Genomic DNA, 25504 nt, shown 5'->3' with positions numbered 1-25504 from the left:
CATGCTGCACCGGCTGCGCAAAGCCTGGCTGAAACGGCGGCTGACCGCGCCGGACTATCTGTTCCTGTTCGATGAGGCCCCGCCGGGCGAATATGTCTGCTTCGATCTGGAAACCACCAGCCTTGACCCAGAGACGGCGCAGATTCTGTCGATCGGGGCGGTGCGCATCCGTGACCACCGGGTTCTGGCCAGTCAGCGCCTTTCGCTGCGGGTCCGGGCCGAGGGCGATTTCGACAGCGAGGCGATCAAGGTGCACCGCATCCGCCGGCTGGATGCGGTGCGCGGCATGCCCGTGCGCGAGGCGCTGGACCAGTTGCTGCGCTTCATCGGCCCCGCGCCGCTGGTGGGCTATTACCTCGAATTCGACGTGGCGGTAGTGAACCGGTATCTGAAGGGATGGATCGGCACGTCCCTGCCCCAGCGCCAGATCGAGGTGTCGGCAGAGTATTACGACTGGAAGACCCGCGGCGGGGTCGATCAGCATGTCGATCTGCGTTTTGACAGCATCCGACATACGCTGGATTTGCCCACGCTTCCCGCGCATGACGCGATCAATGACGCGATGATGGCGGCGATGTGTTTCGTCAAGCTGCGCCATCAGACGCGATCCTCCTGGCGGCGAGAGCAGGAGGCAACGCAGCGCAGTCTTGCAGACGACGGGGCCTGAGACGACGCCCCACCGCCTGAAAGAGCGGCGTGCCCGTCTCTTTTCCGATGTAAATCCGGAAGGTCGGCGAACCGATGCCGTACCGGATTGAATCGCTGCGGATTCTGGTGAGTATGTGTAACATGGTCGCGGGGCACGACGCGGCGATGCACGCCGTCATCGATGCTCCGGGAAGGGAGACCGGATGTATGTGAAGATCGTTCTGGCAAGCCTGACGCTGTGTCTGGCTGCGCTGCCCGCCGCGGCCCAAAGCGACCGCACCGTGGCGCTGGTCGTCTCGGTCGCAGGCGGGACACAAAGGGCAGACGAGATCCAGACCCAGTTGCAGCGCATGGGCGCCGAAACCCTGCGGGCCGATCTTCCGACCAATGCACAACTGCGATCCATCCTGAAACGCTTTGCCCGCGAGGCAACGGATTCCCGCGCCAGCCTTGTCTACCTCGACGTGCCGATGGTCAGTTTCGAGGGGCGGGCCTATGTGCTGCCGGACGGCGCGACGCTTGACCGTCCGACAGATCTGTTCACCCAGGCCATTCCGATCCTGGCCTTCGCCCGAATGGCGGTTCAGGCCGAACAGGGCGGCGCCGTGATTGCCACCCGGGGCGATCTGCCCGATGAGCTGCCGCAGGGGGTGACCGGGACCGAAAAGGCGCCGGCACCGGTTGCGGGGTCGGCCCCCATCCTGATCGCAGAGGGCGACGCGTTCGCCGATATGCGCGGGGTCATCGCGGATTTCGCCGGGCGGGAAGAGATTGAACTGGGCGAGTTGCTGGGCAGACTTGCGGCCATCGGCGGGGCAAGTGTTTCCGGGATTCCGGATCGCCCGATCAGGTTCCGGGAACGTCCACCGGCCCCCGTTCAGGCGGAAACACCCGCGCCGGTGCCGCCCGCCCCAGCCGAACCCGCCCCTGCGCCGGCCGTCGTTCCCGAGGATACCCCACCGCCGCCCGCGGCGGTGACAGAGACGCTGGAAGAACTGGCGCTTCTGGAACAGTCGTTGTCGCGGTCGGCGAAGCGGTCGATACAGAACCGGCTGCGGGCGCTTGGGCACTACAAGGGGCTGGTTGACGGCATTTTCGGCCCGCAGACCCGCGCGGCCATCATCGAATTTCAACAAAGCCGGTCGGAAGACCCGACCGGGGTGCTGACCCGCCGGCAGTTGCTCGACCTGAGCGCATGAGCCACCGGGCAACCCAAGCCCGGCCTGCCTTTTTCTGGCGCACCGAACCGAGGACACGAACCCATGGGACTACGTTTCAAGTACAATCTCGTTCTGCTTCTGGCCTGTCTTCTTGGCATCGGTGCCGCGACGGTCGTGTCTTACCTCTTCGTGCAGAAAACCGCGGTGGATGACGTCAAGCAGAATATCCGGCTGCTGCGCGGCAATGCCCTGGCGGTGCGCTCCTACACGCTCAACCATGTCGGGCCGCTGCTGTCGGATGACAGCGATATCCTGTTTCTGCCCGAAACGGTGTCGGCCTTTGCCGCCCGGTCGGTCTTTGCCACCTTCCGGGAGCAATTTCCCGATTACAGCTACAAGGAAGCCGCGCTTGATCCGACCAACCCGGCGGACAGGCCCGATGCACTGGAACGGTCTATGATCGACCAGTTTCGGGCCGATCCCGAACTCGACCAGATCGCGACCGTGGTCGAAACCGGCGAGGGCCGTTTCCTGACCATGGCCTTCCCGATCACCATTTATCAGGAGGGGTGCCTGGTCTGCCACTCCACCCCCGAGGTCGCCCCGCCGGCCATGGTCGATCTCTATGGTCCCGATAACGGGTTCGGCTGGACCTTGGGCGAAACCGTCGGCGCGCAGATCATTTCCGCCCCGATGGCGCTGGTGGAACGGCGGGCGCGCGACACCGGCATCATCCTTGTCTCCGGTCTCGCGCTCGTCTTCCTTCTGGTCTTCGTGATGACGAACATCCTGTTGGGGCGCATGGTGCTGACCCCGGTGCGTCGCATGTCGGCGATGGCGGAAAAGGTCAGCATGGGCGATTTCTCGGTGCCGGAATACCGCAAGGCCGGCGATGACGAGATCAGCTCGCTCTCGGTGTCGTTCAACCGGATGCGCCGCAGCCTGGAACGCGCGATGAGCATGATCGATGTCTGACGAAACCGTTTTCGCCCCCGCATATGGCCGGGGAAGCATCGGCAAGTACCTGATCGACGGCGTGCTGGGAGAGGGCGCGATGGGCGTGGTCTATTCCGGCCGCGATCCGGATATCGACCGCCCCGTTGCCATCAAGACGATTCACCGCCACCTTGTTTCTGCCGACGAAAGCGGCGACTGGCTCGACCGCTTCGCGCGGGAGGCGCGGGCCGCCGGCCGCGTGCTGCACCCCAACCTTGTCACCGTGTTCGATTTTCTTGTCGAGGACGGCCTGCCCTATCTGGTGATGGAGCGGCTGCGCCCGGTCACGCTGCAGGACCGCGCCGCAGCGGCACCTCTGCCGCTGGAGGAGGTGCACGCGATCCTGTGCCAGATCCTGTCCGGTCTGGCCTGTATTCACGCGGCCGGGGTCGTCCATCGCGACCTGAAGCCGGCCAATGTCATGCTGACCGAGGACGGCACGGTCAAGCTGACGGATTTCGGCATCGCCCGGCTGACCGCGATGGAGGCGACCGGCGCGGGCATGATCGGAACGCCCGCCTATATGGCGCCCGAGCAGATGACCGGTCAAAAGGTCGATGCCCGGGCCGATATCTATGCCTGCGGCGTGCTGCTTTACGAACTGGTATGCGGGCGCAAGCCGTTTAAAGGCGGGGGTGTTCTTGCCCTGTTCCAAGCCGTGCAGACATCGCCCCCGCCGCCGCCCAGCTCCCTGGTTCCCGGTGTGCCCCCGGCCCTCGACACGATTGTCCTTGCCGCGCTCAGCGTCGATCCCGGCCACCGCTTTGCCTCTGCCGGAGAAATGGCCGAGGCCTTGAAACAGGCGCTTCCCAAGGCCGACCGCACCGGCCTGACCCAGGTCATCCCGCTTCCGAAGGAAACGCCACGGCGCGACGAGGGCCTGTCGACCACCATGATCCGGCAGTTGAGCGACCAGACGCTCGACCGCGTCGAACGGCACCTGACGGTCAGCATCGGCCCGATGGGCAAGATCATCGCCCGCAGGGTCGCGGCCAGCGCAACCAGCACCGAGGAAATGATTGAGGCGCTGCTGCGCGAATTCCCCGAAGCGGAAGACCGCAAGACGGTCCGGAAGGCGATCGAAGCCGCGCTTGCAGAAGACGGCGCCACGACGGCCATCGGCTGTTCGGAAGCGCAACTTCAGGCGCTGACGGAGCAATTGAAGCCGTATCTCGGCCCGATTGCCACTGTCCTGGTCCGCAAGCAGGCCAAGGGTGCGACCAATCTGGAGGATCTCGCACAGCAGGTTGCAAGTCAGATCTCCGATGACGCGGAACGCGCCCAGTTCCTGCGCGGCGCCGGGGCTCTGCCGGGCTGATATGGCGGAACGTCCGGTGCCGGGGCGGCCCGGTTGAAGAGGCCTGCCTGGGACTGTTGCGTTAGCAATGAGTCGGGAGATAGTATCAGTGTCCGCCAAGTATGGAGTTTTGCCATGCGCCGCGATCCGTTCAAGGGCCATCGTTTTCCGCCAGACATCATCCTGCTCGCAGTTCGATGGCATTGCCGGTTTCCGCTCTCATATCAGGACGTCACCGACCTCCTGGCCGAGCGGGGAATCACTGTGGACCGGGCAACGTTGTTTCGCTGGGTTCAGAAATTCGGGCCCGAGATCGCTAGGCGCGCCTACAACCATCGGAGTTGGCGCGGCCTGAACTGGCACGTTGACGAGGCGTATGTCCGTGTCGGCGGCAAGTGGCGATACCTGTGGCGAGCCGTGGACCAGAACGGCCAGTTCATCGGCTTCAGGCTTGCGGCGAGGCGGGATGCGAAGGCCGCCAAGGCCGTTCTCAAACAGGCCATCGAGCACGTCCGGTTGTACCGACCGGTTTCGATCTGCACCGACAAAGCTCCCGGCTACCGCAAGGTGATCGAAGATCTGAACCACCAACTCGATCCGCACTTCGACAGCAAGTGGCGCAACAATCGAATCGAAAGCGATCACGCCGCGCTCAAGTGCTTGCTCGGAACCAGGCAATCGCTCCGGTCCATGCGGACAGCCAAAGCCACGCTGATTTGGATCGAGACGATTCGGACCATCAAGAAAGGCCAGATAGCGGGCAAGGACGAGGGCGTCCTCGGCGAGATCGCCATTGTTCGAAATCTGTTCGGCGAAGCCGCGTAGGGGAGATGACACTCAGTCCTCCTCCCTGCTTGCTCAGCTAGTCGGTCCTGAACAACCCCCAAGCCTCTGATTTGGCTGGCTGAGAGGGCGTTCGAGCTATTTCTGAACTGCAGGGTTTGCTACGATTCTGGTCAGAACCCTGCAATAGAGGTGGTCGCGGGAGTTTGGACCTGGTGTTAAGCTGTAGCACCTGAGGAAGAACGCACAGAAATGACCAAACGGAAACGCTATTCGGCAGAGTTCAAGGCGAAGGTGGCTCTGGAAGCCATCCGCGAGGAACTGACGACGGCCGAACTGGCCAAGAAGTATGACATCCACCCCACGATGATCAGCGGCTGGAAGCGGACTGCGATCGAGAACATGGCTTCAGCCTTCAATGGCCACGCGACTGCTGAGCCGGCGATATCGGCGGCAGAGGTTGAAAAGCTGCACGCCAAGATTGGCCAGTTGGTCGTGGAACGGGATGCTCCGCAGCGCTTACGCGGCCCCACTGGGGCCACGGTCGCTGCTACGATGTCGGAAGCCTCCAGTCTCATCCCCGGCACTGGAGGCAAAAAGCGGTGAAGAAGGGCCATCCTGATCTCAGCGTCCGGCGGCAATGCAGCCTGCTGTCGCTGGCCCGCTCGAGCCTTTACTACCAGCCACGCGGCGAAAGCGCGGAGAACCTGAAGGTCATGGAAATCATCGACCGGCAGTTCCTGGAGACGCCGTGGTATGGGTCCCGACAAATGGCCCGGCACTTGGCTCGCGAGGGACATAGGTGCGGACGGCATCGTGTGCGGCGGCTGATGAAGCTCATGCGGTTGGTGCCGATCTACCAGGAACCGAAGACCAGCAAGAAGCACCCGGAGCACAAGATATATCCATATCTTCTGAAGGACTTGCCATCACCCGGCCGAACCAGGTCTGGTGTGCTGACATCAGCTACATTCCCATGCGCCGGGGATTTCTCTATCTCGTGGCTGTCATGGACTGGCATAGCCGGAAGGTGCTGAGTTGGCGGCTCTCGAACAGCATGGACGCGGGGTTCTGCGTGGAGGCGTTGAAAGAAGCGCTGGCCAGATACGGCACCCCCGAGATATTCAACACCGATCAGGGTTCGCAATTCACCAGCACCGATTTCACCGACGTGCTGCGCGATGCGACGGTGAAAATATCGATGGATGGTCGGGGGCGCTGGATCGACAATCGGATGATCGAGCGGCTCTGGCGATCCCTCAAATACGAATGCGTCTACTTGAACGCCTTCGAAACCGGGTCCGAAGCCCGAGAAGGGATCGGCGGCTGGATCACCTACTACAACGAAAGACGCCCACACTCATCACATGGGCTCCTGACGCCGGACGAGGCCTATGGTAGACAATCTCCGGACCTGAAGGTCGCCGCCTGAAATGAAACCCATGCTATAGCTTAGCACGGCGGCAAACTGGTCGAAATTCCAGGACCACCTCTCGCCTCGCGGCCCTCCGCGTCCTCGACTTTGCCTCGTGTCTTTTCTAGGCGGGCCTTCTGGGCATTCGCTATCTTGCTCCAGAGCGCCGGTGTGTTCAGAGGATAGGTTCGAACCAGCAGAACGGTATCAAGCTCCGCCAGTGTCAGGAAGAAGCGTGCCTGGGCCGCATCGTTTTCCAAAGCCGCAAGTTCTGCCAGTTCACGATGCACCTTCAGGCGCTCCAGGGTCAGGCGAAGGCGCCGCCGCGACCGATGACCGAGGGCCAACAAGGGTGTTTCGGCCTTCTGGAGGTATTCTCGGCAGGTCATCAGCGCCTCCCTCCTTGTCCTGCAGTCCTCTTCGAACTCTGATGTGCCGGGTATTGTCATGACCGGATTTCGGATCAGAATCCGTAGCATTCGGGCCTCCAAGGTTAAAATGGAGGCCCGTTCGTTCGGGTAGCGGAACACATGTCGCGAAAGCGTTGTGGTGGCTTCGCGGGCCACGTCGACAAGAGGCGGATTCCGTGCAGGGTACTTCCCCGAAATCCGCCATGTGCTTTTGGGAAGGATAACCCTGCGAATATTCTCGAGGCGAATGGCCACCCGAACGCTTTCCCGGATGGAATGACTCGAGGCGAAAAACGACGCGGAAACCGGAGATCGCTCGAAGGATTTCAGTCGCAACTGGTTCGCAAACTGCGCCAGCGCCAAGCTGTAGCACAGGCAGGCCACGACTGCGTCGACCGTCTTGATTTCCGCACGGTCCATGAACCTGACCCGATCAGGGATTGCCTTGAGCATGGCGTCCTGGTCCCAATGGTGCTTCTTCTCCGGAAAAATCTCGACGCCGCTCATCTCCGCTGTCGATGAAATCTGCTCGGAGATACGGAAAAGGATATCAGCGAGGTCGGCCGTCCCGCCCGGTTCCGAGAAGTGGCGGCCCCATGTGGTGGATATGTCGGGCAGCATCTCCTCTACCACTCTGGCAAGCGTTGCAACGCGAGATGCCCGGCCGACCGCGCCTCCGTGCAGGTGGCCGATCCAGTCCTTCGCGGCCGCCGCTACGGCGTCGGAGATCTTTTTCTCGGCTTCGATGCCGAGAAGCAGTCGCAGCAGGGTCGGTTCCGGTGGAGCGATCTCGTACAGCGCGAGCTGGAAAACCCTCTTCTTGGGAGCGTTCTCGTAACGCGCGAGCTTGAAGACACTCTCCTTGATCTCGGCCTTCTGCCAGAGACGGAGAATGGCAAGATCGAGGGTGCGCTTCATTGCACTCAGGCGCTCGGATTTCGAACAGGCAATGGTTTCCATTTCCCTCTGGGCGTCTGACAGGCGCGCCTTTCCGTCGATTTCGGATTCTGCGCTGATCACCGAAACGGCATGCGACAGCCGTATCTTTCGACTTCGGTCGCATTCGATGCGGTCGCATCCGCCAATCGGAAACTCCTTTGGGAAGAGGCTCGTTTTTTTGCCAGCGCTGCAAGGAAAAATGTCCGACCATAGTAGCCATGGGGATTCGAATGAGCGGAGCAAATCGGCTTTTAACCCATTGACGCCGTAGAGGCGGGTCATGTTGTGCGCGGGCGGTCTTTCGATCTGACGTCTGTAGGCAAAGAAATACAGCCAGCGGAAAAACTTGCGTGAGGTGTTCATTTGCACCGGTTGGTCGGAAAACCGATCGTCGAGTTCTTCGCTGATGGCGGGCCTTTCGGGATCGGAACAGTCGATCGGCAGGCTCTGGAGTCCGATCAGGATCGCGCCGATCTGCCGCCGCCAGGGCCGCAGCATCTGCGTTTCGTCGATACCTGAATGCCGAAAAGCGATGGCCTGCTGGTTGAGGTATTCCATGGCTAGCAGGCGACAGGAGATACGGTAGGACGGCTCACCCAGGCGCTTGGCTAGGTGAATGCGCGCGACATCGCGGAATTCGGGGAAGGTGAAGCAATGGGTCTGGGGAACGCGTGCGCTCTTGGCCCGGTGCCATGCCTCCTCGCTCAGATAGAGCTCCAGCCCATCGGGCGTGGTGTCAAACCCCGGGAAAAAGTCGCCGGCGCCCTTCTTCACGAGGCTGCCAAGCTCCCTGAGCATGATTTCAAGCGCCTTGGGAACCGCTTCTGAAAGTCCCTGTTGGCTCGGTCTGTCTTTTTTGGGTATCACCGCGAGAAATTTGGCGATCATGTCCTTCGTGATCGGACTGTCATCCATCTGTCTCAGAAGCAGGGTTTCGACCAGCTGTTCGATCGTGTCCTGCCGTATCCCGTCAGGCGCAAGCGTCATGAAAAAGAGCAGGCGCTCGAAGAGGGGGTGCTGCCCTGAGATCCGGTCAAGTGCGTGACGCAGGATGGCGGCGTAATACGGTTCGGTATCGGGGTCGTGGTGCTCGATGACCTTCCACAGATCGGACTCTCCGGCCGACCGTCCGGCATTGTCACTGGTCAGCAGGCCTTGCGCGCTGTAGGCGATGTCGAGGGCGGCGTATTCGAGATCTCCAAAATTGCGCCTTACATTCTCGCATTTGTCTCGAAACGCGAGCACCGACGCTTTCTGCTTGAGCTGGTGTTTCGCGATGATGTCCGGCCAATCTCCGTCATCCGGTCCGACGAATTTGTGCCCGAACGTGTCGACGGACATAAAGGGCAGGCTCCAGCGGCGCAGACTCCTGTCCGATGTCTTGGCAATGCCTTCAACCGCGTTCGACAGGACAAGGATGCGGTTCCGCTTGAGCGATTCGAGATCTTCCGGAGAGTCGATGGCCGACAAGGGGAAGTCCATGATGCGGGACAGGACCCCCAAAAGCGTGTCACCCGCCACGAAGCGTTCGATGTCCCTGAGGCAGTTTCTCCCGCCAGGGGTGGCATTGATCCCGTCGAGGATCAGGATTCGGGGCCGCCGTATCATGTGGAGCCGGATTTCGGACAGCACCTCTGCAAACGCACCCTCGGGGTCCATTCCGTGGCGAACCTCGAACGTATCGAGATTCTTCGTGTAGAAATGCCGGAGGTAGGACACGATTTCGGGCAACCCGCCCTGGAAGGGGGTGCGGGGTGACAGGTCCTGTCGGGATGCCGCTTCCGCCCGGGCCACGCTGTCGCCTTCAGCGTCACTCGGCCTTGCTTCGGACAGGGCTCCCAGAGGAAGGTACAGGTATCGTCTCTCGTCGCCAGACGAAATGCATTCCATCTCGATTTCCGTGACCAAGTGACCAGCGAGCGCTGAGAGACCCCGCGGCATGCCGAGAGACGGAATATGCCGCACAAGGTCATCGATCTCTGCAGGAGAAAAGATCCAGTTCTTGACATCGGCAATCAGCTTCTGGCGCCCGCTTTTCTCCGAAAGCTTGAAGCCACTGCGGGGCAGGAAGGGCTGTTTGCGCGTCTCATCGAAGCGGATCCATTCCCGGAAGCGTTCGACAGCCCGTTTCCCTTCAAAGCGTTGGCTTCGGAACTCCCATGCCGAAATTGGCGGCTTGCCGCGGGCAAAGGGCTGGGCATTTAGCCACAGGACGCAGAGTTCGCTAACATAATAGGTCAGCATGTTCCATGCACGGTCTGATTGCGTGTTCTCGCCACGCATTTCCCCAAGCTGCTCTTGGGCCCAGACGGGTTTGGGAAATGCCTTGATGAAAGAAGTCGGTTTCATGAGGGCATCTAGATTGCTTAAAGACGGCGTTTCGGCGGGGCGCCATTTGAACTCGTCGCGCAATTTGATGAGGAATGTTTCCGGTCGGTGACCGAGGTCTCCAGCGATCCGGCGCACGAGTTCGACGCGCAGGGCGAAACCGAGATCAGGCCCGTCGTAGACCTTGTAGCTCGGCAGCTTGCGAACCACGAGATGGGAATGGAGTTTCAGGACCTTTCTAGGATGGAGCTTGTCGACCTTTCGCCAGCCCGCATCCAGACTCGAGAAACGGCGCGCTGCTGCATCACCGGCTTTCTGCCCCCCGGGTTTTGACTCTGTCTCTTCCGTGTCCTTGAAGCAATCTTCGTAACAGGCGCAAACTTGGCTCCATAGCGCGTCCAGATTCCCCCAATTGCCGTGCAGATCCTCCGGATCCCGGCTCTCGCAGCCCTTTGACATACCCGATTCGCCCCCTCGAACATCCCCCTGTTGTCCCTGTCAACAGAAGATTGCATTGAAACTTCGACATCACGATTCCATGATGTGAGACACTCGGGCGTTTTTCAATTCTTCGCACTGTCGCCGATTGCGACCTCGCAAGAGCCTCCAGCGGTTCCGCTACCCTTCTGACCGATATGGGCGAGAATGATCTCGTCCGGACAGAAAGTCCGGGCCTGATGAACCAGGAGGTAATCACATGAAAACCGTGACCATTGCGGCGCTACTGGCGAGCGCCTCTATGGCGGCGCCGGAAATGGCTAGTGCCAGCTTGTGCGACGGGTCGAGCGAAGAGGCCTATTTCAACGAACAGACCAGCTGCCCGCAGGCTTTCGAAGCCTTCTTCCGCAACGACATCTCCGGCCTTTCCGATGTGGAGAAGATCGATCTCGGGCTCTTCACTCCGATCTGGATCACGAAACTGCATGAACAGGCGACCCCGTATCTCGTCCCGTTCGACGTTTATCGCTGCCTGCATCCCGGGGACCTGGCGCTTGCGCAGCGCAAGCTGGTTTCCAACGAAGCTCTGGTCCGGAACGTCGTCGAGGATGCCTTCACCAACTTCATGATCGTCGGGAAATCCGTACTCGACGAGCGGAAAGCGCAGTCGCGATCCGGCAGCTTCGATCCGGTCCGCGAAATTACCGCCTTCGGCGGGGGGCTGGAGCGGACGCGATCGCGGACCGTCGGCCTGCGCTGGGCTGCCGAGCACGATGCGGTCAACTGGCTGGCGATCGCAGGCGAGACACCCGACCTCGCTATTCAAATCTACGAGAACGCCATCGACATTCTGCGGAGGGAATTCTGATGCCTTCTTTTTCCCGCCAAATCGGGAAGGGCGTTCTTTGCGTGAGCCTGTGTGTGGCGCCTCATGCAGTGCCGGCCTGCTTGCCGGAGGCAGGAATGAATCTGGGGTCGCCCCGGGAGATTATCGGGAACGGCGATCCTTCCGGACAGCCGGAGATCGCTCGCGCCGGACTGCCTCGTGGCCCGGCCGTGAAGCCGGTGCGCCCCGTCGCGCCGAAGCTGTCGCCGAAAAAGCCCCCGCCTCGCCTCCCCAAATCCTGGCCAGCGTCCCCGGCCAAACCGAAGCCGGCCCCGCCACCGAAGCCACGGAGAAAAGACGAAAATCCTAAGCGCCACATGCCTCCCGGGCCGGTCTTCAAGCCGCCGGGCATTTGATGGAGAATCCAAATGAACGACATGAAGCTCACGCCGAAGGAGTATATCAGCGCGCTCGGCCCGCTTCCGGATGAAGACACGATCGCGCGTTCAAGCGTTTCGCATGATCCAGACATCCCCGAGGCTCTCGGGGATCTTCACGCAAAGGCCTGCCTTCAAGGCCGGATCGTATACAATACGGAGTGTATTCGCGAACTCGACCAGAACCTTGCCCAAATAAACCGAATTATCGACGGTCTTGATCGGGACCTCAGCATGGGTCTGACCGAACACCTCATCCCCCGCGAAAAGGCCGAGGCGGGGCTCCGCCAGTCGTTCTGGCAGCGCGTCTATAACGGGTTAAAGGTGACTGTCGCAATTGCTGCGCCGTTCATGGGAACGGCCTTTTTGGCAGTATCCATGGGCGAACATAGCTACCAAATGTCAAGGAACCCCTGGCTTGCCGGCCTGGCGGCGGGACCGCTTTTCTTGGGATCCGGCACGCTATCGTCATGGGCGTTGATTCCCAGCGACGTTCGGAAGGTCGAGCGTCGCACGACCCTGCTGCTCGGGTCCGGTGCGCTTGCCTTCTTCTGCTGGGCCGGTGCGATGGCGGCGCGATATGGCGCACCGCCGGCGGCCGCAGGAATGCTGGGTGCCGGTTTCGACCCGACGCAATCGGGGTCCCACGACTTGGGGATCGTCTCCTGGGTCAGGGAGAAGGGCCTTTTCGCCTTTTCGCTGTTCGGCCATCTCGCGGCGGAAACTCTGCTCTCGGCTGGATGCATTGCCTCGGCGCTCTACGCGGAACGGAAGATTCTCCCGGTCACCTGCCGCCGGACCGAGTATCACGAGCTCAAGACCGCAGACCGCAAGAAGGCGATGACGGAGCGGGAAGAGTTGGAGCAGGAGCTGCGTCAGGCGAAACGGGAAAAGGCGGAGTGCGAGAGCCGCCTGGAGCTGATCGCGGCCAATTCGAGCGAGGCCATGAGGGCCGAGAAGGCCGCGCTCGATGCGACGATCGCCGAATCCCGTGCGCGGATCATTCGCGAACAATTGAGCCACTGAAGTATCAAGCGCGCCGGCACGGAAAGTGCCGGTGCAAGACCCCGAACCGGAGAAGCGGACCATGACGTTTCAAACTCTCAAGACCCTCGCAGCGACTGCTGTCACGGTGCTCACGGTCACCATGCTCGATCCTGCCGCGGCAGAAGCCAAGGACAAAATCCTGGTCATTGTTCCGGCCGCAAGCGACGCCGCGGCGGCGAAAGCGACCTATGACCTTCAGATGCGACTTCTCGAAGCGCTTCCGCCCGAAACGCATTTGGAGATCAGCGCGAGTCCGGGTGGAGCCCGGATCGTCGATCTCGAAACACCGATCTACATGCCGGCCCATCCCGCCTGGCGGCGTGAGTTTTTCGGACCGGCCGTCGCCGAAATCCAGGCCCATGGCCGCGACGCCTTCCAGAGGGGGCAGGCCGCCGATGTGATCTTGCCCAACCAGGTCGGGCTCCAGGACATCATCTCGGCGCTTCCGCGCCGTGCGCGCGAGCATCCCGAGGTGATGATCATCGGTTCTCCGCGCAGATTCGATGCGCGCGATCCGCAAAACAATACCGTCGACCGTTTTCCCAATGATGCAGTCCTCGATCTGGCGGTGCAGGAGACGCCGTACGGCACCCGGGGGCTGAAAGATACGCTGGATGGCACGCGCGTGCATGTCTGCTCTATTGATGACGGCTTTGTGCGGCCCCAGCACGAGGCGATGCTGGAACGCTATACCAGCCTGCGCCTGGCTGAAATGGGAGGCGTGCTGGCGACTTGGACGAGAGATCTCGACGAATGCCTTCAGCGGGTCTTGGAGCGGCGCGAAGACGGCCACGGCGTATTCGAACGGCGTCCCGAAGACAGGGCGCCTGCCTTTTTCGAGATTTCGGAAGCCGTCTTCCTGCCGCGTGCGGAGACCGCCCGCCAGTTCGAGATGCTGAATGATCTGGCGCTTCCCGATCACCTTGCAACCACTGTCCGTGCCAAGATCCTTCAGGGGGAGATGCAACTGGCCTCCGTGCAGGTCTACGATACGGACGCCGAGGACGGTGACCGGGTGATGATCGTGAGCGACGATTTCAGCTACGAGATCGAACTCACGCATGCGCGCCAGCGCGTGACGCTTCCTGTCGTGGGCGGAAAGGTCACCATGATCGGCATTGCCGACGGTGCAGGCGGCATCACGGTCGGCATCGAAACCAATGACGGAAGCCGATCGATGACGCCGGTCATGCGGGTTGGCGAGGAGATCGAGATCCCGTTCTTCAGCAAATGAGGGCGCTGTCGCGGCGTCCAGAGCCGCCCCGCCTGGGCGGCTCACCCTAGGCGGGTCGCTCTTGCGGCCATCCGCAGGGATCAGGCACGGGGCCTATATCTGATGGAAAGGATAAAAGGCCCGCTGATCCATAAGTATCCCCGGTCGTTTTCGCACCTGCCCGGCCATGACAAGCACCCCGTCACCGACCTCACGGAGTAGGGCTCCCCTGCCCCCGCGGGCACGACACCTCTCGCGCGGGCGACTGCGGTCCCGGCGCGACCGCCCATATCAAGATATTATGTGCACTTCGTACACTGGAGCATACTCTATTCCGTAAGACTCTGCCCCAACACGCCCAGCTGGCTGTCGTTCACCCGGAACTGGCAGCGCTTTTTGACATTCGGCTTGACCGCGTCAGCCTTCCCCACCTTGAACCCCGTATCGTAACAAACTCGCAGCCCGGTAAACAGTGGGAGACTCCAGCGTCAACGAGGATGAGAAGGCGGGGCTGGGCACTCGTTGGGAAGGCGTAGCCCGAACGGAGAGGCCCCTACCCCACGTTGCGCTCCCAATGGGCGGGTCCGGCGCCATTCCCCTGCGCAGGCAGCGGAAGACGACGATATTCGAGATGAATTTGGCCAGATGACCGGCTGTCACGGCTGTCTGATGCGCGGCGGGACGCTGTCGAACAGCATGTCCGCCACCGCGGCGTGATCTTCCCATGCCCTTTGCAGGGCGGTGGAGAGGTCTTTGGACTCGCCGGACGCCCAGTGGCCGATGGCGTCGCCGCTGAGGCGCAGTGCCCATTCGGCAAGCAACCTGTGCCGGCGGGGCGGCAGGTCGGGCAGTCGCCCGGAAAGGCAATCGGACAGGTCGTCGGTCCGCTCCATCAGGAACCGGTCGAGCAGGAGCTTCACCCTGCCACTGCTGCGGCCGAGATCGAAGATTGCGTTCAGGGTGGATCGGTCGTCCTCGATCTGGGCCAGATGTGCTTCGAGAAAGGGTTTCAGATCCGCGACCAACGCGCCTTGGCCCGTTCGCAGGGTTTCCAGCGCCTCGGGCGGGAACCCCGGTGGGCGGCCCAGAACCGCGGCCTCCTTGTGCGGGTAGTAGTTGAAGAAGGTGCGCGGGCTGATGCCGGCGCGTTCGGCGATTGCCTCAACCGTCACGGAATCCAGCCCGCCCTCGGTTCGAGCGAGGTCGAGGGTGGCGGCCTGTATCTCGCGCTCTGTCTGGCGCCGGCGGCGTTCGCGTAACGAAAGCGTCATGGCATCTTTCTTGCAGTCTGTGCAAAGTATACATATTTGGAATTCTACTGCAAGCGTTTCACTCAAGAGGTTTCAATGGCTGCTGTTGCCCGGGGTCGTTTGACGATCCGTTCATTCCTTGTGACCGCGGCTGTCGTGATGGCGGCCGCCACGAGTTTCGCGCAGGAGGCTGCCCCGCCGCCGATGCAGGTGGGCGTCATAACCTTGGCGCGGCAGGCGGTTCCCCAGGTCGTCACCCTGCCCGGCCGCGCCGTGGCCTATCAGCAGGTCGATTTGCGCCCCCGTGTCGACGGGGTGATCGAGGATATTCTTTATACCCCCGGCCAACCGCTGAAGGTCGGTGACCCGATGTTCCGGATCGACGACGCGGCCTATCGCGCTGCGGTCGCCGCGGATCGGTCCGATCTGGCCAAGGCCGAAGCCAATCTGCCGGTGGCGCGCGCCGCCTATGACCGGGCCGTGAAACTGGTGGACAAGGGCTATACCGAGGCCGAGGTCGAAACCGCCCGCGCCACGCTGGCCGAGGCCGAGGCAACGCTCGACGCGGCACAGGCCGCGCTCGACTATTCGCAAACCCAGCTTTCGTGGACGACCATCATCAGCCCGATTGCCGGGGTGCCCGATGTGGCCGCGGTGTCGGTCGGCGATCTGGTCAGCGCGGGGCAAAGCGATGCGCTGACCACCATCACCCGGCTTGATCCGATCTATGTCGACATGGTCGAGACCAGCACGCGGCTTTTGTCGCTGCGCGGCCAGATCGATGCCGGCACGCTGACCATGAACGACCGGCTTGAGGCGCGGCTGGTTCTGGAAGACGGGCAGGTTTACGAAGGCGGCGGAAAGCTCGTCACCCCCGGCATCAGCGTGGCCACGTCGACAGGCACCTTCCCGGTGCGCTTCCAGTTCGACAATCCCGACCGGATGATCCTGCCCGGCATGTTCGTGCGGGGTGAGGTGACGATCGGCACGGTCGATGCCTTTCTTGTGCCCCAGCGCGCGGCCGAACGACAGAATTCGGGGATGCTGACGGCATTCGTTGTGGGGCCTGACGGCACCGCAGAGCAGCGCAACCTTACCGAGGCCGGCACCCATGAGAGCAACTGGATCGTCAGTGACGGGCTGGCGCCGGGCGACCGGCTGATCGTCGATGGGTTGAAGTCCCTGACCGCGGGGCAGGCGGTTGCGCCCGTGGCCGTGACCATCGATGAAAACGGGCTGGTGCAGGACGCCGCCACCGCGACGGCGGAGGACTGATCCATGGCAGCCTTCTTCATCCGCCGCCCGGTCTTTGCCTGGGTTCTGGCCATCGTCACCATGCTGGCCGGCGGCTTTGGCCTGACCAGCCTGCCGATTTCGCAATACCCGGATATCGCGCCCACCACGGTGCGGATTTCGGCGACCTATTCCGGCGCCTCTGCCGAAACGGTCGAAAACTCGGTCACCAGCGTAATCGAGGACGGGATGACCGGGCTCGACGGGCTGATCTACATGACATCGACCTCGTCCGAAGGGTCGGGCAGCGTCTCGCTTACCTTCGATGACAGCGTCGATCCGGACATGGCGCAGGTGCAGGTCCAGAACAAGCTGCAACTGGTGCAGTCGCAACTGCCCACCAGCGTGACCCAGCAAGGGGTGCGCGTGAACCGCTCCACCTCGTCGATCCTGATGGTCGGGGCGCTGGTCGCCGACGACGGCACGCGCAGCTCTGTCGAGCTGGGGGATATCCTGGGCTCCACCTTCGAGGATGCGATCCAGCGGACCGAGGGTGTGGGTTCGATCAACGTCTTCGGCACGCTATATGCGATGCGCATCTGGCTCGACCCTGCGAAGCTCTACAAGTACCAGTTGACGCCCGCCGATGTGACCTCCGCCGTGTCGGAACAGAATACCAACGTGACCGTGGGGTCGCTGGGCGCGCAGCCGGTGGTAAAGGGGCAGCAGATGACCGTGTCGCTCTCGGCGCAGTCGCAACTGACCTCGGTCGAGGATTTCGAGCGCATCCTGCTGAAGACCAACGAAGACGGCTCCAGCGTCTATCTCAACGACGTGGCCCGGGTGGAACTGGCGCAGGAAAGCTATGGCAGTTCCAGCCGGTATAATGGCAAGCCCGCGGCGGGTTTCGGCGTGAACCTTGCCACCGGCGCAAATGCGGTGGAAACGGCCGAACGGGTGCGCGCGGTGATCGACGGGCTGATCCCGTCGCTGCCCGACGGCATCACGGTCGAATATCCCTACGACACCTCGCCCTTTGTCGAGGAGTCGATCAATCAGGTCTATCACACGTTGGCCGAGGCCATCGTTCTGGTGTTCCTCGTGATCCTTCTGTTCCTTCAGAACTGGCGCGCAACGCTGATCCCGACCATCGCGGTGCCGGTCGTCCTGCTGGGCACTTTTGGCATTCTGGCCGCCCTTGGCATGTCGATCAACACGCTCAGCATGTTCGCGCTGGTGCTGGCCATCGGCCTGCTGGTCGATGACGCCATCGTCGTGGTCGAGAATGTCGAGCGGGTGATGGCCGAAGAGGGGCTGAGCTCGATGGAAGCCACCGAGAAAAGCATGCACGAGATCTCGGGGGCACTGGTGGGCATCGTCGTGGTGCTGTCGGCGGTGTTCCTGCCGATGGCGTTCATGTCGGGTTCTACCGGGGTGATCTATCGTCAGTTCTCGGTCACGATCATCTCGGCCATGGTTCTTTCGCTCGCCGTGGCGCTGATCCTGACGCCCGCGATGTGTGCGCATCTTTTGAAACCGTCCCACGGCCCGACCCGCTTTGCGCCGCTGCGCTGGTTCAACCGGGGTCTCGACCGGACGACAGACGGATATGCCGGTGCCGTCGGGCGCCTGTCCGCGCGCCCCTTCCGCATGCTGATCGTGCTGGCAGCCATCGGGGCCGGCGGCTGGCTGGTCTATCGCGAGGTGCCGTCCTCCTTTCTACCGTCCGAGGATCAGGGCGTTCTGATGACCATGATCGAACTGCCCCAAAGCGCGACGACCCAGCAGACCGAGGCCGCCGTTGCCGCGATCGAAGACTACATGCTGACCGAGCGATCGGATGTCGTGGATTCGGTGTTCGCCGCGGTGGGGTTCAGCTTCGGGGGCAGCGGGCAGAACAGCGCGATGATGTTCGTCAAGCTCAAGGACTATGCCGCGCGCGATCTGGATGCCGGCACCATTGCGACACAGGCCAATGGCGCGTTCTTCCAGAACCGGCACGGGCAGGTCATCTTCATGCAGCCACCCGCGATCCCCGGCATGGGCACCTCGTCGGGCTTTACCATGTATCTGGTCGATCAGGCAGGGACCGGCCAGGCCGCCCTGAAAGAAGCCGCCGATGCGCTGGTCGCCGCCGCCACGGGGGACGGGCGCGTGACAAATCTGCGCGGCAATGACGAGGCCAGCAAACCCGCGCTGAAGCTCGAGATCGACCAGCAGAAGGCCGAGGCGCTGGGGGTCTCCCTGTCCGATGTCAACACGATGCTGGCCACCGTTTTCGCGGGCACCTATGTCAACGACTTCCCGCTGGGCAACGATCTGCGAGAGGTCATCGTGCAGGGCGACGCGCCCTACCGGATGCAGCCCGGCGATATCGACGCCTGGTATGTCCGCAATTCCGATGGCGAGATGGTGCCGCTTTCGGCTTTCGTGACGCGGGTCTGGGATGCGGTCACGCCCTCGCTGACCCGCTATGGCGGCACCCGCGCGATGGAGATTTCGGGCGCAGCGGCGCAAGGGGTCAGTTCCGGCATCGGGATGGAGGTGATGGAAGACCTCGTCGCCGATCTCGACGGCGGATATGGCGCGGCATGGACGGGGCTGTCCTATCAGGAACGGCTGTCGGGCAATCAGGAGCCGCTGCTTTACGCGCTGTCGATGCTGGTGGTGTTTCTCGCCCTCGCCGCGCTTTACGAAAGCTGGACCGTGCCGTTCGCGGTGATGTTGGCGGTGCCCGTGGGCGTTCTGGGGGCGCTCTTGGCAACCTGGGCCTTGGGGCAGTCGAACGATGTCTATTTCAAGGTGGGGCTATTGACGACCATCGGCCTTGCCGCCCGCAATGCCATCCTGATCGTCGAATTCGCCGAAACGCTGCGAAACCGTGGCCTGTCGCTGATCGAGGCGACGCGGAACGCCGCGCGCCAGCGCCTTCGCCCGATCCTGATGACCTCGCTTGCCTTCGGCTTTGGCATCCTGCCCTTGGCACTGGCCAGCGGGGCAGGCGCGAACGCGCAGAACTCCATCGGTATCGGCATGCTGGGCGGCATCGTGTTCTCCGCCGCCTTCGGCATCCTGATGGTGCCCGTCTTCTATGTGGCCGTGCTGAGCGCCGCCCGGCGGTTCGGGCGCGGCCGGGAGGTTCCCGCATGAGAGCCGTTGTCCTTTTGCTAGCAGTCGGCCTGGCAGGCTGCGCCGTGGGCCCCGACTATAACCGTCCCGACGTTGCGCTTTCGGCCCGTTTCGTTGGCGGCGACGCAACCAGCGTGGGTGCCGTTGCAACCGAACCGTGGTGGCAGAGCTATCGGGACCCGCTTCTGAACGATCTCGTGACGCGGGGCCTTGCGCAGAACCTTGACGTGATCGCCGCGACGGAGCGGATTGGCGAGGCCGCGGCCGCGCTGCGCGCCACCGGGGGGAACGCTGCGCTCAGCGGCGGGCTTGATGTCAACAGCACACGGTCAGGCGGCGATGGTATCGCCACGACCACCACCGACACGGCCCAGCTTGGCGCGGCCTTTGTCTTCGACCTGTTCGGCGGCATCCGTCGCGAACGCGGAGGCGCAGAGGCCGATCTGGTTTCGGCGCGGGCCGAGGTCGAAACCACCCGGCTTGCATGGCTGGCCGAACTCGTCGCCGCCTATTCCGACGCGCGCTATTACCAAGAGGCGCTGGCACTGGCCCGCCAGACCGTTTCCGCCCGCGAGGAGACCGTTGCGATCACGCGCGATCAGGTCGCCGCCGGCGCCGCCACCGACTATGAGCGCGCCGAGGCAGAGGCACTGCTGGAAACGGCACGCGCGGCCGTGCCGCAATATGCGGCCGGGTTCGATGCGAATGTGTTTGCGATCGCCACGCTGCTGAACGAACCCGCCGGCCCGATCCGGGCGTCGATGCAGCGCGGCGCCCCGCAGTTGCGCCCGCCGCCCGGCAGCAAGACGGGCGTGCCCGCAGACCTCCTCCGCAACCGCCCCGATATCCGCAGTGCCGAGGCCGATCTCGCCTCGGCCGTGGCCGGGGTCGGTATGGCGGAAGCCGACCTTTACCCCGCGCTGACGCTTTCGGGGACGATCTCTCGCACCGACGGGACGGGGGCATGGTCCTTCGGGCCCGGCCTGTCCTTGCCGCTGTTCAATCAGGGGGCGCTGCGTGCCAGCCGCGATGCCGCCGCGTCCCGTGCACGACAGGCCGAAATCGCCTGGCGCGCCGCGATCCTTGCCGCGGTCGAGGATGTACAGGTATCCCAATCGAACCTGTCGCGGTATCGCCAGCGCGCCGCAGCCCTGCGCCGCGCGGCCGCCAAGTATGGCGAGGCCCTGACACTGGCGCAGGACAACTACCGCAACGGTGCCAGCACCCTGCTGGACTTGCTGGAAACCGATCGCAACACCGCGTCCGCGCGGATCTCGGCGGCCTCGGCCGTCAACGATGCCGCAAAGGCCTGGGCGACGCTGAAGATCGCAACCGGCGCCGGGGCCGCCTATGCGGCGGGGCGGGCGGAGTGAGCTTGTCCGACGCTCCGACCGCCCTGCCATCCGAGCGCGCCCAAGGGATGTCCGCGCCGATTGGACAGGGCGTCCTCCCCCAATCGAAAGGCGCCCGCCCGGGATTTGGAGATCGCAAACGCCCGACCCGGCGGGCCGTGCTGCGGCATGCTTGGCGACAGTCAAAAGACAGGACCGGGCCGGCCTGTCTATGGGCCTACGTCGGCACCAATGACCGCGCCTGACAGCGCGGTCCTCATCATGGACGGGGTCGCGCGCGGCAAGGGCCCCACGCGACGGGTCAGACAAACTGAAAATCGTCGATCGTCAGGTCGGCCGCGCTGACGCCATGGATCAGCACGAGATGCCCGTCGACACTCATCTGGGCGCCACCGACGACATCGGTGATGTCGAGCGCGTCGACCAAGCCCTCAAGACCATTGGCACAAGCATCGAGGTTGAGCCGCCCGGTTTCGGGATCGGCGATGCGCACCATGATTGTGTCGGCGCCGTCCTCGAAATCCATGATCTCGTCGGCGTCCCCTTCCCGGAAGATGTTGAAGACAAACACGTCCGCACCCGCGCCGCCGGTCATGATGTCATCGCCACTGCCGCCCTCAAGGATGTCGTCACCGCCGCGGCCAAGCAGGGAATCGTTGCCGCCCGCGCCCAGAATGGTGTCGTCGCCCTCCCGGCCTTTGAGCGTTTCGCCGGCGGCCCGGCCCTCGATCAGCAGCGGATCGGTGATCAGGACCGGGGTAAAGTCCACCACCTCGCCCACCGCGGACCCGGGCGTGACCACGCCCAGTTCGACCGTCGCCCCACCGCGGGACTCGAAATAGCGCAACTCGATGCTGTGCGCGCCCTCGTCAAGCTCCACCCGGGCCTCAAGCGTAGCCGGGCCGTGCAGGCCATCATTGTCGATCACCCGAACACCGTCGATCCACAACTCGGATCCGTCATCGCTTTTCAGGCTGAACCGGTAGGTCCCGGCCTCTTCGGCCAGATAGGCGCCGTGATAAAGCACGGCAAAATGGTCGGCGGGACCACCGGCAAAGAAGCTGCCGGTCGTGGCTTCGCTGATCTCGGTTACCTGCTCTTCAAAGATCGGCGTGGCCCGGAAATCGATCTGGTCGAGGCGCACCGTGTTGCTTGCGACGTTGAAATAGGTCGCCGTCATCCCGTTCAGGGTGACCTTGTCCAGCCCGACAAAGTCGAACGGGCGGATGTCGGCGGCCACGACCCCGGGCAGCCGGATCGTGCCCACACCGGTGTCGATCACGGCACTGCTGCCTCGCTGGGTGATCGTCAGGTCATCGAACCCCGTGACCGAGGCGACCGCGCTGAGGTCGATCCGATCCTGCCCGAAGGTGAACCCGAAGAGGGTGTCGGCACCGAAATTCGCGATCCCGTCGGTCGAGAAAGAATACACGTCAAAGCCAGTGCCACCGAAAAGCCGGTCACGACCCGCGCCCCCATCCATCAGGTCGTTGCCTGACCCGCCGTCCAGACTGTCGTCGCCATCGCCCCCAAGAAGCGTATCGTTGCCGGCGCCGCCGAACACCTCGTCGTCGCCGCCACCCGAGCGGACAAGGTCATTGCCACCGCGCGCGTCGACGAAACCGGCGGCGTCTCCGCCATCGATGACCTCGGAGGTGTTGGAGAAGAATTGCTTGGTCTGGCTCAGGTCGATCTTGATATCCCTGATCCCCTGCCCCGACAGCGAAATACCATCGCCGCCCAGATTGGTAAGCTTGATCTCTGCGGGGATGCCATCAATGGGCAGCCCCTGTTTGCCGCCGGCGCTTTTGCCATCTGCGGTAAAGCGTTCGACGAACATCCGGTTGCCGGAAACCGTATCGTTCCAGACGATTGCAAAGCCGCCATCGTCCAGCGCAACCACATCGCTTTGCCGCACCGTGTTGCCGACATTCGAGCCCGAGACGAAGGATCGCCCATCGCGGTTGTCTGCGCTTGCGATCAATTCGAATACGCCGCTGGAGATGTCGTAAATCTCGAACGCCAGATCGGAGTCGCGCCCGTCCTTCTCGGCGAAGGTGATGACGATATTGCCGTTTGCCAGCACATCTGCGGCGGGCAGCAGCGTGTTGGACCCGCCGGTGATCCGCTGCTTGATGAGACCCGAAACGGAACTGACAGGGTTCAGGTTTTCGTCAAGCAGCACCGCGTTGATCTGTCTCCGGGCGCCCGTGATCTCGTCGAGGAGCACGAAGCCACCGTCGCCGAGCGCGACGATCTGGCGGTCAACGGCATTGGGGTCGGTGAAGAAATCGGGGAAGGAGCTGGACAGCAGCACCCCTTCGGCGGTCTCCCGCACCAGCCCGGTCGCATCGTAGATCTGAAGCGCCGGGCCAAGGTCCGGATCATTGCGGGACAAAACGAATTGTCCGCCCTCCAATGGCTCGATCGCCAGCGTTTTCGACGTGGACGGGTCGTTGATCGTCTCCTCGAACAGCACATTGCCCTGCGCGTCACGCATGGTGAGCGTGAAGCTGTTGGCATCCTGCACCGTTACCGTCGCCGTTTCACCGGTCGACAGGACCACCGTGCGGGACCCGTCTTCATTGGCCAGCACTTCGGGGATGACCGGTTCGGGTGCGTCAACGGGGGTGGCGATCAGGGCCTGCAGCGCGTCAGGGGTCTCTTCCGGGGAGCGAATTTCCATTGGATCAGTTCCTTTTTGGCAGATTGCCCGGTTTCTCTGGGGATACTGCTTGGTCGGACGGGCACTGGGACCGGTTCAAAAAGAACGGGAAGACGGCTTCTTCGCGCCCGCCGGGCCGCCCCTCCATCCCCTTCGCCCGTTCAAGGCCGCGCGCGCCCCGCGCCAGCAGCCGGGCCTGCACCGCCCGGTGAAGCATGCCCCTCAGGCCCCCGGTCTGCGTTCCGCCCAGACACGCCAAAGTTTTTTTGAACCCTTCCGGCCCGCGTCGCGACCAACCATCACAACCGGCTACGCGACACGCTTTGCGCCCCCAAGTCACACCGATACCGGGGGCAGGATTGGCGCCTAGCTCAAACCCCGCGCGTCAATCGCGCCCTGAAGGAGCCAACAAGATGCCGTCGATCTTCGAATTCGCCATGCTTTCCAGCGAGATTTACAGTGACATTCCCAGCGACGCCGGCGGGTGGACCGTCAGTGCGAACAAGCTGAAATGGGCCAGCGGTGAACTGCAAGCCGCGGTCTTCACCAAGAACCGTCAGTCCATCGTGGCGTTCAAGGGCACAACCGGTGGCACCGATTTCCTCGCCGATTTCAAACTGGGTGTCTGCATGAACAGCAGCTACTTCAGAAAGGCCGAGGCGTTCGTTGAAAAGAACGCGCCTGCAGGGGCCCTTTTGACCGGCCATTCGCTCGGCGGCGCCATTGCCCAGGTCGTGGGTCACCGCAAGAAGATGCCGTTCGTGACGTTCAACGCGCCCGGTGTCGCGCTTCTGCCGAACTTTGGCACGTCGAGCTTCGGCAGAAACCTGTCGCAGCTCAACCCGGTGATGGGCGCCATTCGCGCGGCCGGCACGGTGGCGGGGGCCGCGCGTCACCCGCGTCAGGCAGCGAAAGACTTTTGCGCCCTGCCCAACAAGTCAGACGGTCTCAACTATCGTCTCTCCGGTGACCTGATCAGCCAGGCAGGCATCCACCGCGGCAAGGTGATCACCCTCAGCGGCGCCGACTACGATGGCAATCCGCTGGCGCAGCACTCCATGGACAACCTGATGTTCGAGATCGCGGAAAGCGGCATCGGCGACCGGACGTTCCACTAGAGGCCCGTTCCCGCCATCTGTTGGCATGGACCGGCGGGCCTGTCAGCCCCGGCGGTTCTGCCCCTCTGCAACCGGACCTGTCCCGATGGGGCATGTCGCCCGCGCCTGCAAAACATGCGGGTGTGAACCGCCCGTCGCACCGGATAGACGCTTGCCGACTTCTACAGGACAAGCGCCAGGGATATTGCGCCCACCAGCAGCAGGCTGACCGCCCAGAACAGATCGAGGTTGAACCAGCCTTTCGAGAGGAAGCGCAACCCAAGCCATCTATAGACCACAAAGGCCAGCGCGCCGCCCGAGAGCGTCATCGCGAGGGTGTGGACAATGGCCACCATGCCTACAACGCCGGTATTGGTCGACATGAGTTCAAAGGCCGCGGCATGCCCGGCATCGGTGTCGATGGTTTCGCAAATGCCCAGATAGATCGGCACCAGCATCAGCCCCGCCCCATGGGCCGTTGCCGCGAGAAAGGACCAGAGCGCAAGCCGCGATGGCGGCACGCGCGCCAGAAACCGCGGATGGCGCCGGTTGAACACGAGGTACAGACCCAGCCCGATGACCAGAAGCGCGGCGCCGATCCGGATTTCCCGCTGCCATTCCGCAAGAAACAGCAACGCCGTGAAGGGAAACAGGATCGCCGCCATCGCCAGCAGGTGGCCCCCCGCCAGGGCAAGCAGTGCCTTGAAAAGACTGCCCGGGGCACGGTCCATCAGCGCGGCGGAAACCGCCAGCGGCCAACCCATGCCGGGGTTGACGCCGTGATAGATGCCCGAGGCGACGACGGCCCCCCAAAGGGCCGTTGCCGTACTTATACCCTCCAC

At 63.1% G+C, this 25504-nt stretch carries 16 protein-coding genes and 1 pseudogene; 13 read left to right on the top strand and 4 right to left on the bottom strand.

Features of this window, described 5'->3' with window-relative positions; all coding sequences use genetic code 11:
• The first annotated feature begins 1 nt into the window (after window position 1).
• The 6 genes and pseudogenes from RGUI_RS20150 to RGUI_RS20125 all read left to right on the top strand — a co-directional run bounded on the left by RGUI_RS20150 (window position 2) and on the right by RGUI_RS20125 (window position 6316).
• A complete protein-coding gene (locus RGUI_RS20150) occupies window positions 2–667 on the top strand; it encodes a 3'-5' exonuclease (RefSeq protein ID WP_081536265.1) in 666 nt (221 codons plus the stop codon).
• Window positions 668–851: 184 nt separating this feature from the next.
• On the top strand, window positions 852–1847 hold the full coding sequence (locus RGUI_RS20145) for a peptidoglycan-binding protein (protein WP_081536264.1): 996 nt from the start codon (window positions 852–854) through the stop codon (window positions 1845–1847).
• Between the two features lie 63 nt (window positions 1848–1910).
• Window positions 1911–2783, top strand: coding sequence for a DUF3365 domain-containing protein (locus tag RGUI_RS20140; RefSeq protein WP_081536263.1), 873 nt, complete (start codon window positions 1911–1913; stop codon window positions 2781–2783).
• Complete coding sequence (locus RGUI_RS20135) at window positions 2776–4122, top strand: serine/threonine-protein kinase (RefSeq protein WP_081536262.1); 1347 nt, start codon at window positions 2776–2778, stop codon at window positions 4120–4122. Before RGUI_RS20140 ends, RGUI_RS20135 begins: the two co-directional genes overlap by 8 nt.
• 114 nt (window positions 4123–4236) lie before the next feature.
• Window positions 4237–4926: an IS6 family transposase gene (locus tag RGUI_RS20130; protein ID WP_081536261.1), complete on the top strand. Its 690-nt coding sequence runs from the start codon at window positions 4237–4239 to the stop codon at window positions 4924–4926.
• Between the two features lie 210 nt (window positions 4927–5136).
• Window positions 5137–6316 (top strand): annotated as a pseudogene (locus RGUI_RS20125) (IS3 family transposase).
• Window positions 6317–6336: 20 nt separating this feature from the next.
• On the opposite strand, the gene RGUI_RS20120 reads toward RGUI_RS20125, so the two are convergent.
• Window positions 6337–10434 carry a hypothetical protein gene (locus tag RGUI_RS20120; protein WP_081536260.1) on the bottom strand — a complete coding sequence of 1366 codons (4098 nt, stop codon included), beginning with the start codon at window positions 10432–10434 and terminating at the stop codon, window positions 6337–6339.
• 238 nt (window positions 10435–10672) lie between these two features.
• Here RGUI_RS20120 and RGUI_RS20115 point away from each other — a divergent pair, with 238 nt between their 5' ends.
• From RGUI_RS20115 to RGUI_RS20105, 3 genes are all read left to right on the top strand, one after another.
• On the top strand, window positions 10673–11281 hold the full coding sequence (locus tag RGUI_RS20115; protein WP_081536259.1) for a hypothetical protein: 609 nt from the start codon (window positions 10673–10675) through the stop codon (window positions 11279–11281).
• A 386-nt stretch (window positions 11282–11667) separates the two neighbouring features.
• Window positions 11668–12702, top strand: a complete 1035-nt coding sequence (locus RGUI_RS20110; RefSeq protein WP_156883114.1) for a hypothetical protein — start codon at window positions 11668–11670, stop codon at window positions 12700–12702.
• A 61-nt stretch (window positions 12703–12763) separates the two neighbouring features.
• On the top strand, window positions 12764–13957 hold the full coding sequence (locus RGUI_RS20105; RefSeq protein WP_081536257.1) for a hypothetical protein: 1194 nt from the start codon (window positions 12764–12766) through the stop codon (window positions 13955–13957).
• Between the two features lie 635 nt (window positions 13958–14592).
• On the opposite strand, the gene RGUI_RS20100 is transcribed toward RGUI_RS20105, so the two are convergent.
• Window positions 14593–15207 (bottom strand): TetR/AcrR family transcriptional regulator, encoded by a 615-nt coding sequence (locus tag RGUI_RS20100; protein WP_081536256.1) that lies wholly within the window; start codon window positions 15205–15207, stop codon window positions 14593–14595.
• Window positions 15208–15282: 75 nt separating this feature from the next.
• On the opposite strand from RGUI_RS20100, the gene RGUI_RS20095 reads away from it, so the two are divergent.
• From RGUI_RS20095 to RGUI_RS20085, 3 genes are read left to right on the top strand one after another with little or no spacing between them, the layout of a single operon-like run.
• A complete protein-coding gene (locus RGUI_RS20095) occupies window positions 15283–16461 on the top strand; it encodes an efflux RND transporter periplasmic adaptor subunit (RefSeq protein ID WP_081536255.1) in 1179 nt (392 codons plus the stop codon).
• A gap of 3 nt (window positions 16462–16464) precedes the next feature.
• Window positions 16465–19569, top strand: a complete 3105-nt coding sequence (locus RGUI_RS20090; protein ID WP_081536254.1) for an efflux RND transporter permease subunit — start codon at window positions 16465–16467, stop codon at window positions 19567–19569.
• Window positions 19566–20921, top strand: coding sequence for an efflux transporter outer membrane subunit (locus RGUI_RS20085; protein WP_081536253.1), 1356 nt, complete (start codon window positions 19566–19568; stop codon window positions 20919–20921). Before RGUI_RS20090 ends, RGUI_RS20085 begins: the two co-directional genes overlap by 4 nt.
• Window positions 20922–21201: 280 nt before the next feature.
• Here the strand turns inward: RGUI_RS20085 and RGUI_RS22440 are convergent, their stop codons facing one another.
• Window positions 21202–23586 (bottom strand): PA14 domain-containing protein, encoded by a 2385-nt coding sequence (locus tag RGUI_RS22440; protein ID WP_081536252.1) that lies wholly within the window; start codon window positions 23584–23586, stop codon window positions 21202–21204.
• 392 nt (window positions 23587–23978) lie between these two features.
• On the opposite strand from RGUI_RS22440, the gene RGUI_RS20070 reads away from it, so the two are divergent.
• Window positions 23979–24683, top strand: coding sequence for a hypothetical protein (locus RGUI_RS20070; RefSeq protein WP_081536250.1), 705 nt, complete (start codon window positions 23979–23981; stop codon window positions 24681–24683).
• 161 nt (window positions 24684–24844) lie between these two features.
• Here RGUI_RS20070 and RGUI_RS20065 read toward each other — a convergent pair whose 3' ends face one another.
• Window positions 24845–25504, bottom strand: a complete 660-nt coding sequence (locus RGUI_RS20065; RefSeq protein WP_081536249.1) for a hypothetical protein — start codon at window positions 25502–25504, stop codon at window positions 24845–24847.

Source organism: Rhodovulum sp. P5, assembly GCF_002079305.1.
Lineage (GTDB): Bacteria > Pseudomonadota > Alphaproteobacteria > Rhodobacterales > Rhodobacteraceae > Rhodovulum.
This window is presented reverse-complemented; position numbering and strand designations above follow the sequence as displayed.

Excerpts from the sequence above, each read along its gene's own strand:
- RGUI_RS20110 (WP_156883114.1), top strand. The coding sequence starts at position 11,668 with ATGAACGACATGAAGCTCACGCCGAAGGAGTATATCAGCGCGCTCGGC.
- RGUI_RS20070 (WP_081536250.1), top strand. The coding sequence starts at position 23,979 with ATGCCGTCGATCTTCGAATTCGCCATGCTTTCCAGCGAGATTTACAGT.
- RGUI_RS20140 (WP_081536263.1), top strand. The coding sequence starts at position 1,911 with ATGGGACTACGTTTCAAGTACAATCTCGTTCTGCTTCTGGCCTGTCTT.
- RGUI_RS22440 (WP_081536252.1), bottom strand. The coding sequence starts at position 23,586 with ATGGAAATTCGCTCCCCGGAAGAGACCCCTGACGCGCTGCAGGCCCTG.
- RGUI_RS20095 (WP_081536255.1), top strand. The coding sequence starts at position 15,283 with ATGGCTGCTGTTGCCCGGGGTCGTTTGACGATCCGTTCATTCCTTGTG.
- RGUI_RS20085 (WP_081536253.1), top strand. The coding sequence starts at position 19,566 with ATGAGAGCCGTTGTCCTTTTGCTAGCAGTCGGCCTGGCAGGCTGCGCC.
- RGUI_RS20100 (WP_081536256.1), bottom strand. The coding sequence starts at position 15,207 with ATGACGCTTTCGTTACGCGAACGCCGCCGGCGCCAGACAGAGCGCGAG.
- RGUI_RS20105 (WP_081536257.1), top strand. The coding sequence starts at position 12,764 with ATGACGTTTCAAACTCTCAAGACCCTCGCAGCGACTGCTGTCACGGTG.
- RGUI_RS20115 (WP_081536259.1), top strand. The coding sequence starts at position 10,673 with ATGAAAACCGTGACCATTGCGGCGCTACTGGCGAGCGCCTCTATGGCG.
- RGUI_RS20150 (WP_081536265.1), top strand. The coding sequence starts at position 2 with ATGCTGCACCGGCTGCGCAAAGCCTGGCTGAAACGGCGGCTGACCGCG.
- RGUI_RS20130 (WP_081536261.1), top strand. The coding sequence starts at position 4,237 with ATGCGCCGCGATCCGTTCAAGGGCCATCGTTTTCCGCCAGACATCATC.
- RGUI_RS20120 (WP_081536260.1), bottom strand. The coding sequence starts at position 10,434 with ATGTCAAAGGGCTGCGAGAGCCGGGATCCGGAGGATCTGCACGGCAAT.
- RGUI_RS20145 (WP_081536264.1), top strand. The coding sequence starts at position 852 with ATGTATGTGAAGATCGTTCTGGCAAGCCTGACGCTGTGTCTGGCTGCG.
- RGUI_RS20135 (WP_081536262.1), top strand. The coding sequence starts at position 2,776 with ATGTCTGACGAAACCGTTTTCGCCCCCGCATATGGCCGGGGAAGCATC.
- RGUI_RS20090 (WP_081536254.1), top strand. The coding sequence starts at position 16,465 with ATGGCAGCCTTCTTCATCCGCCGCCCGGTCTTTGCCTGGGTTCTGGCC.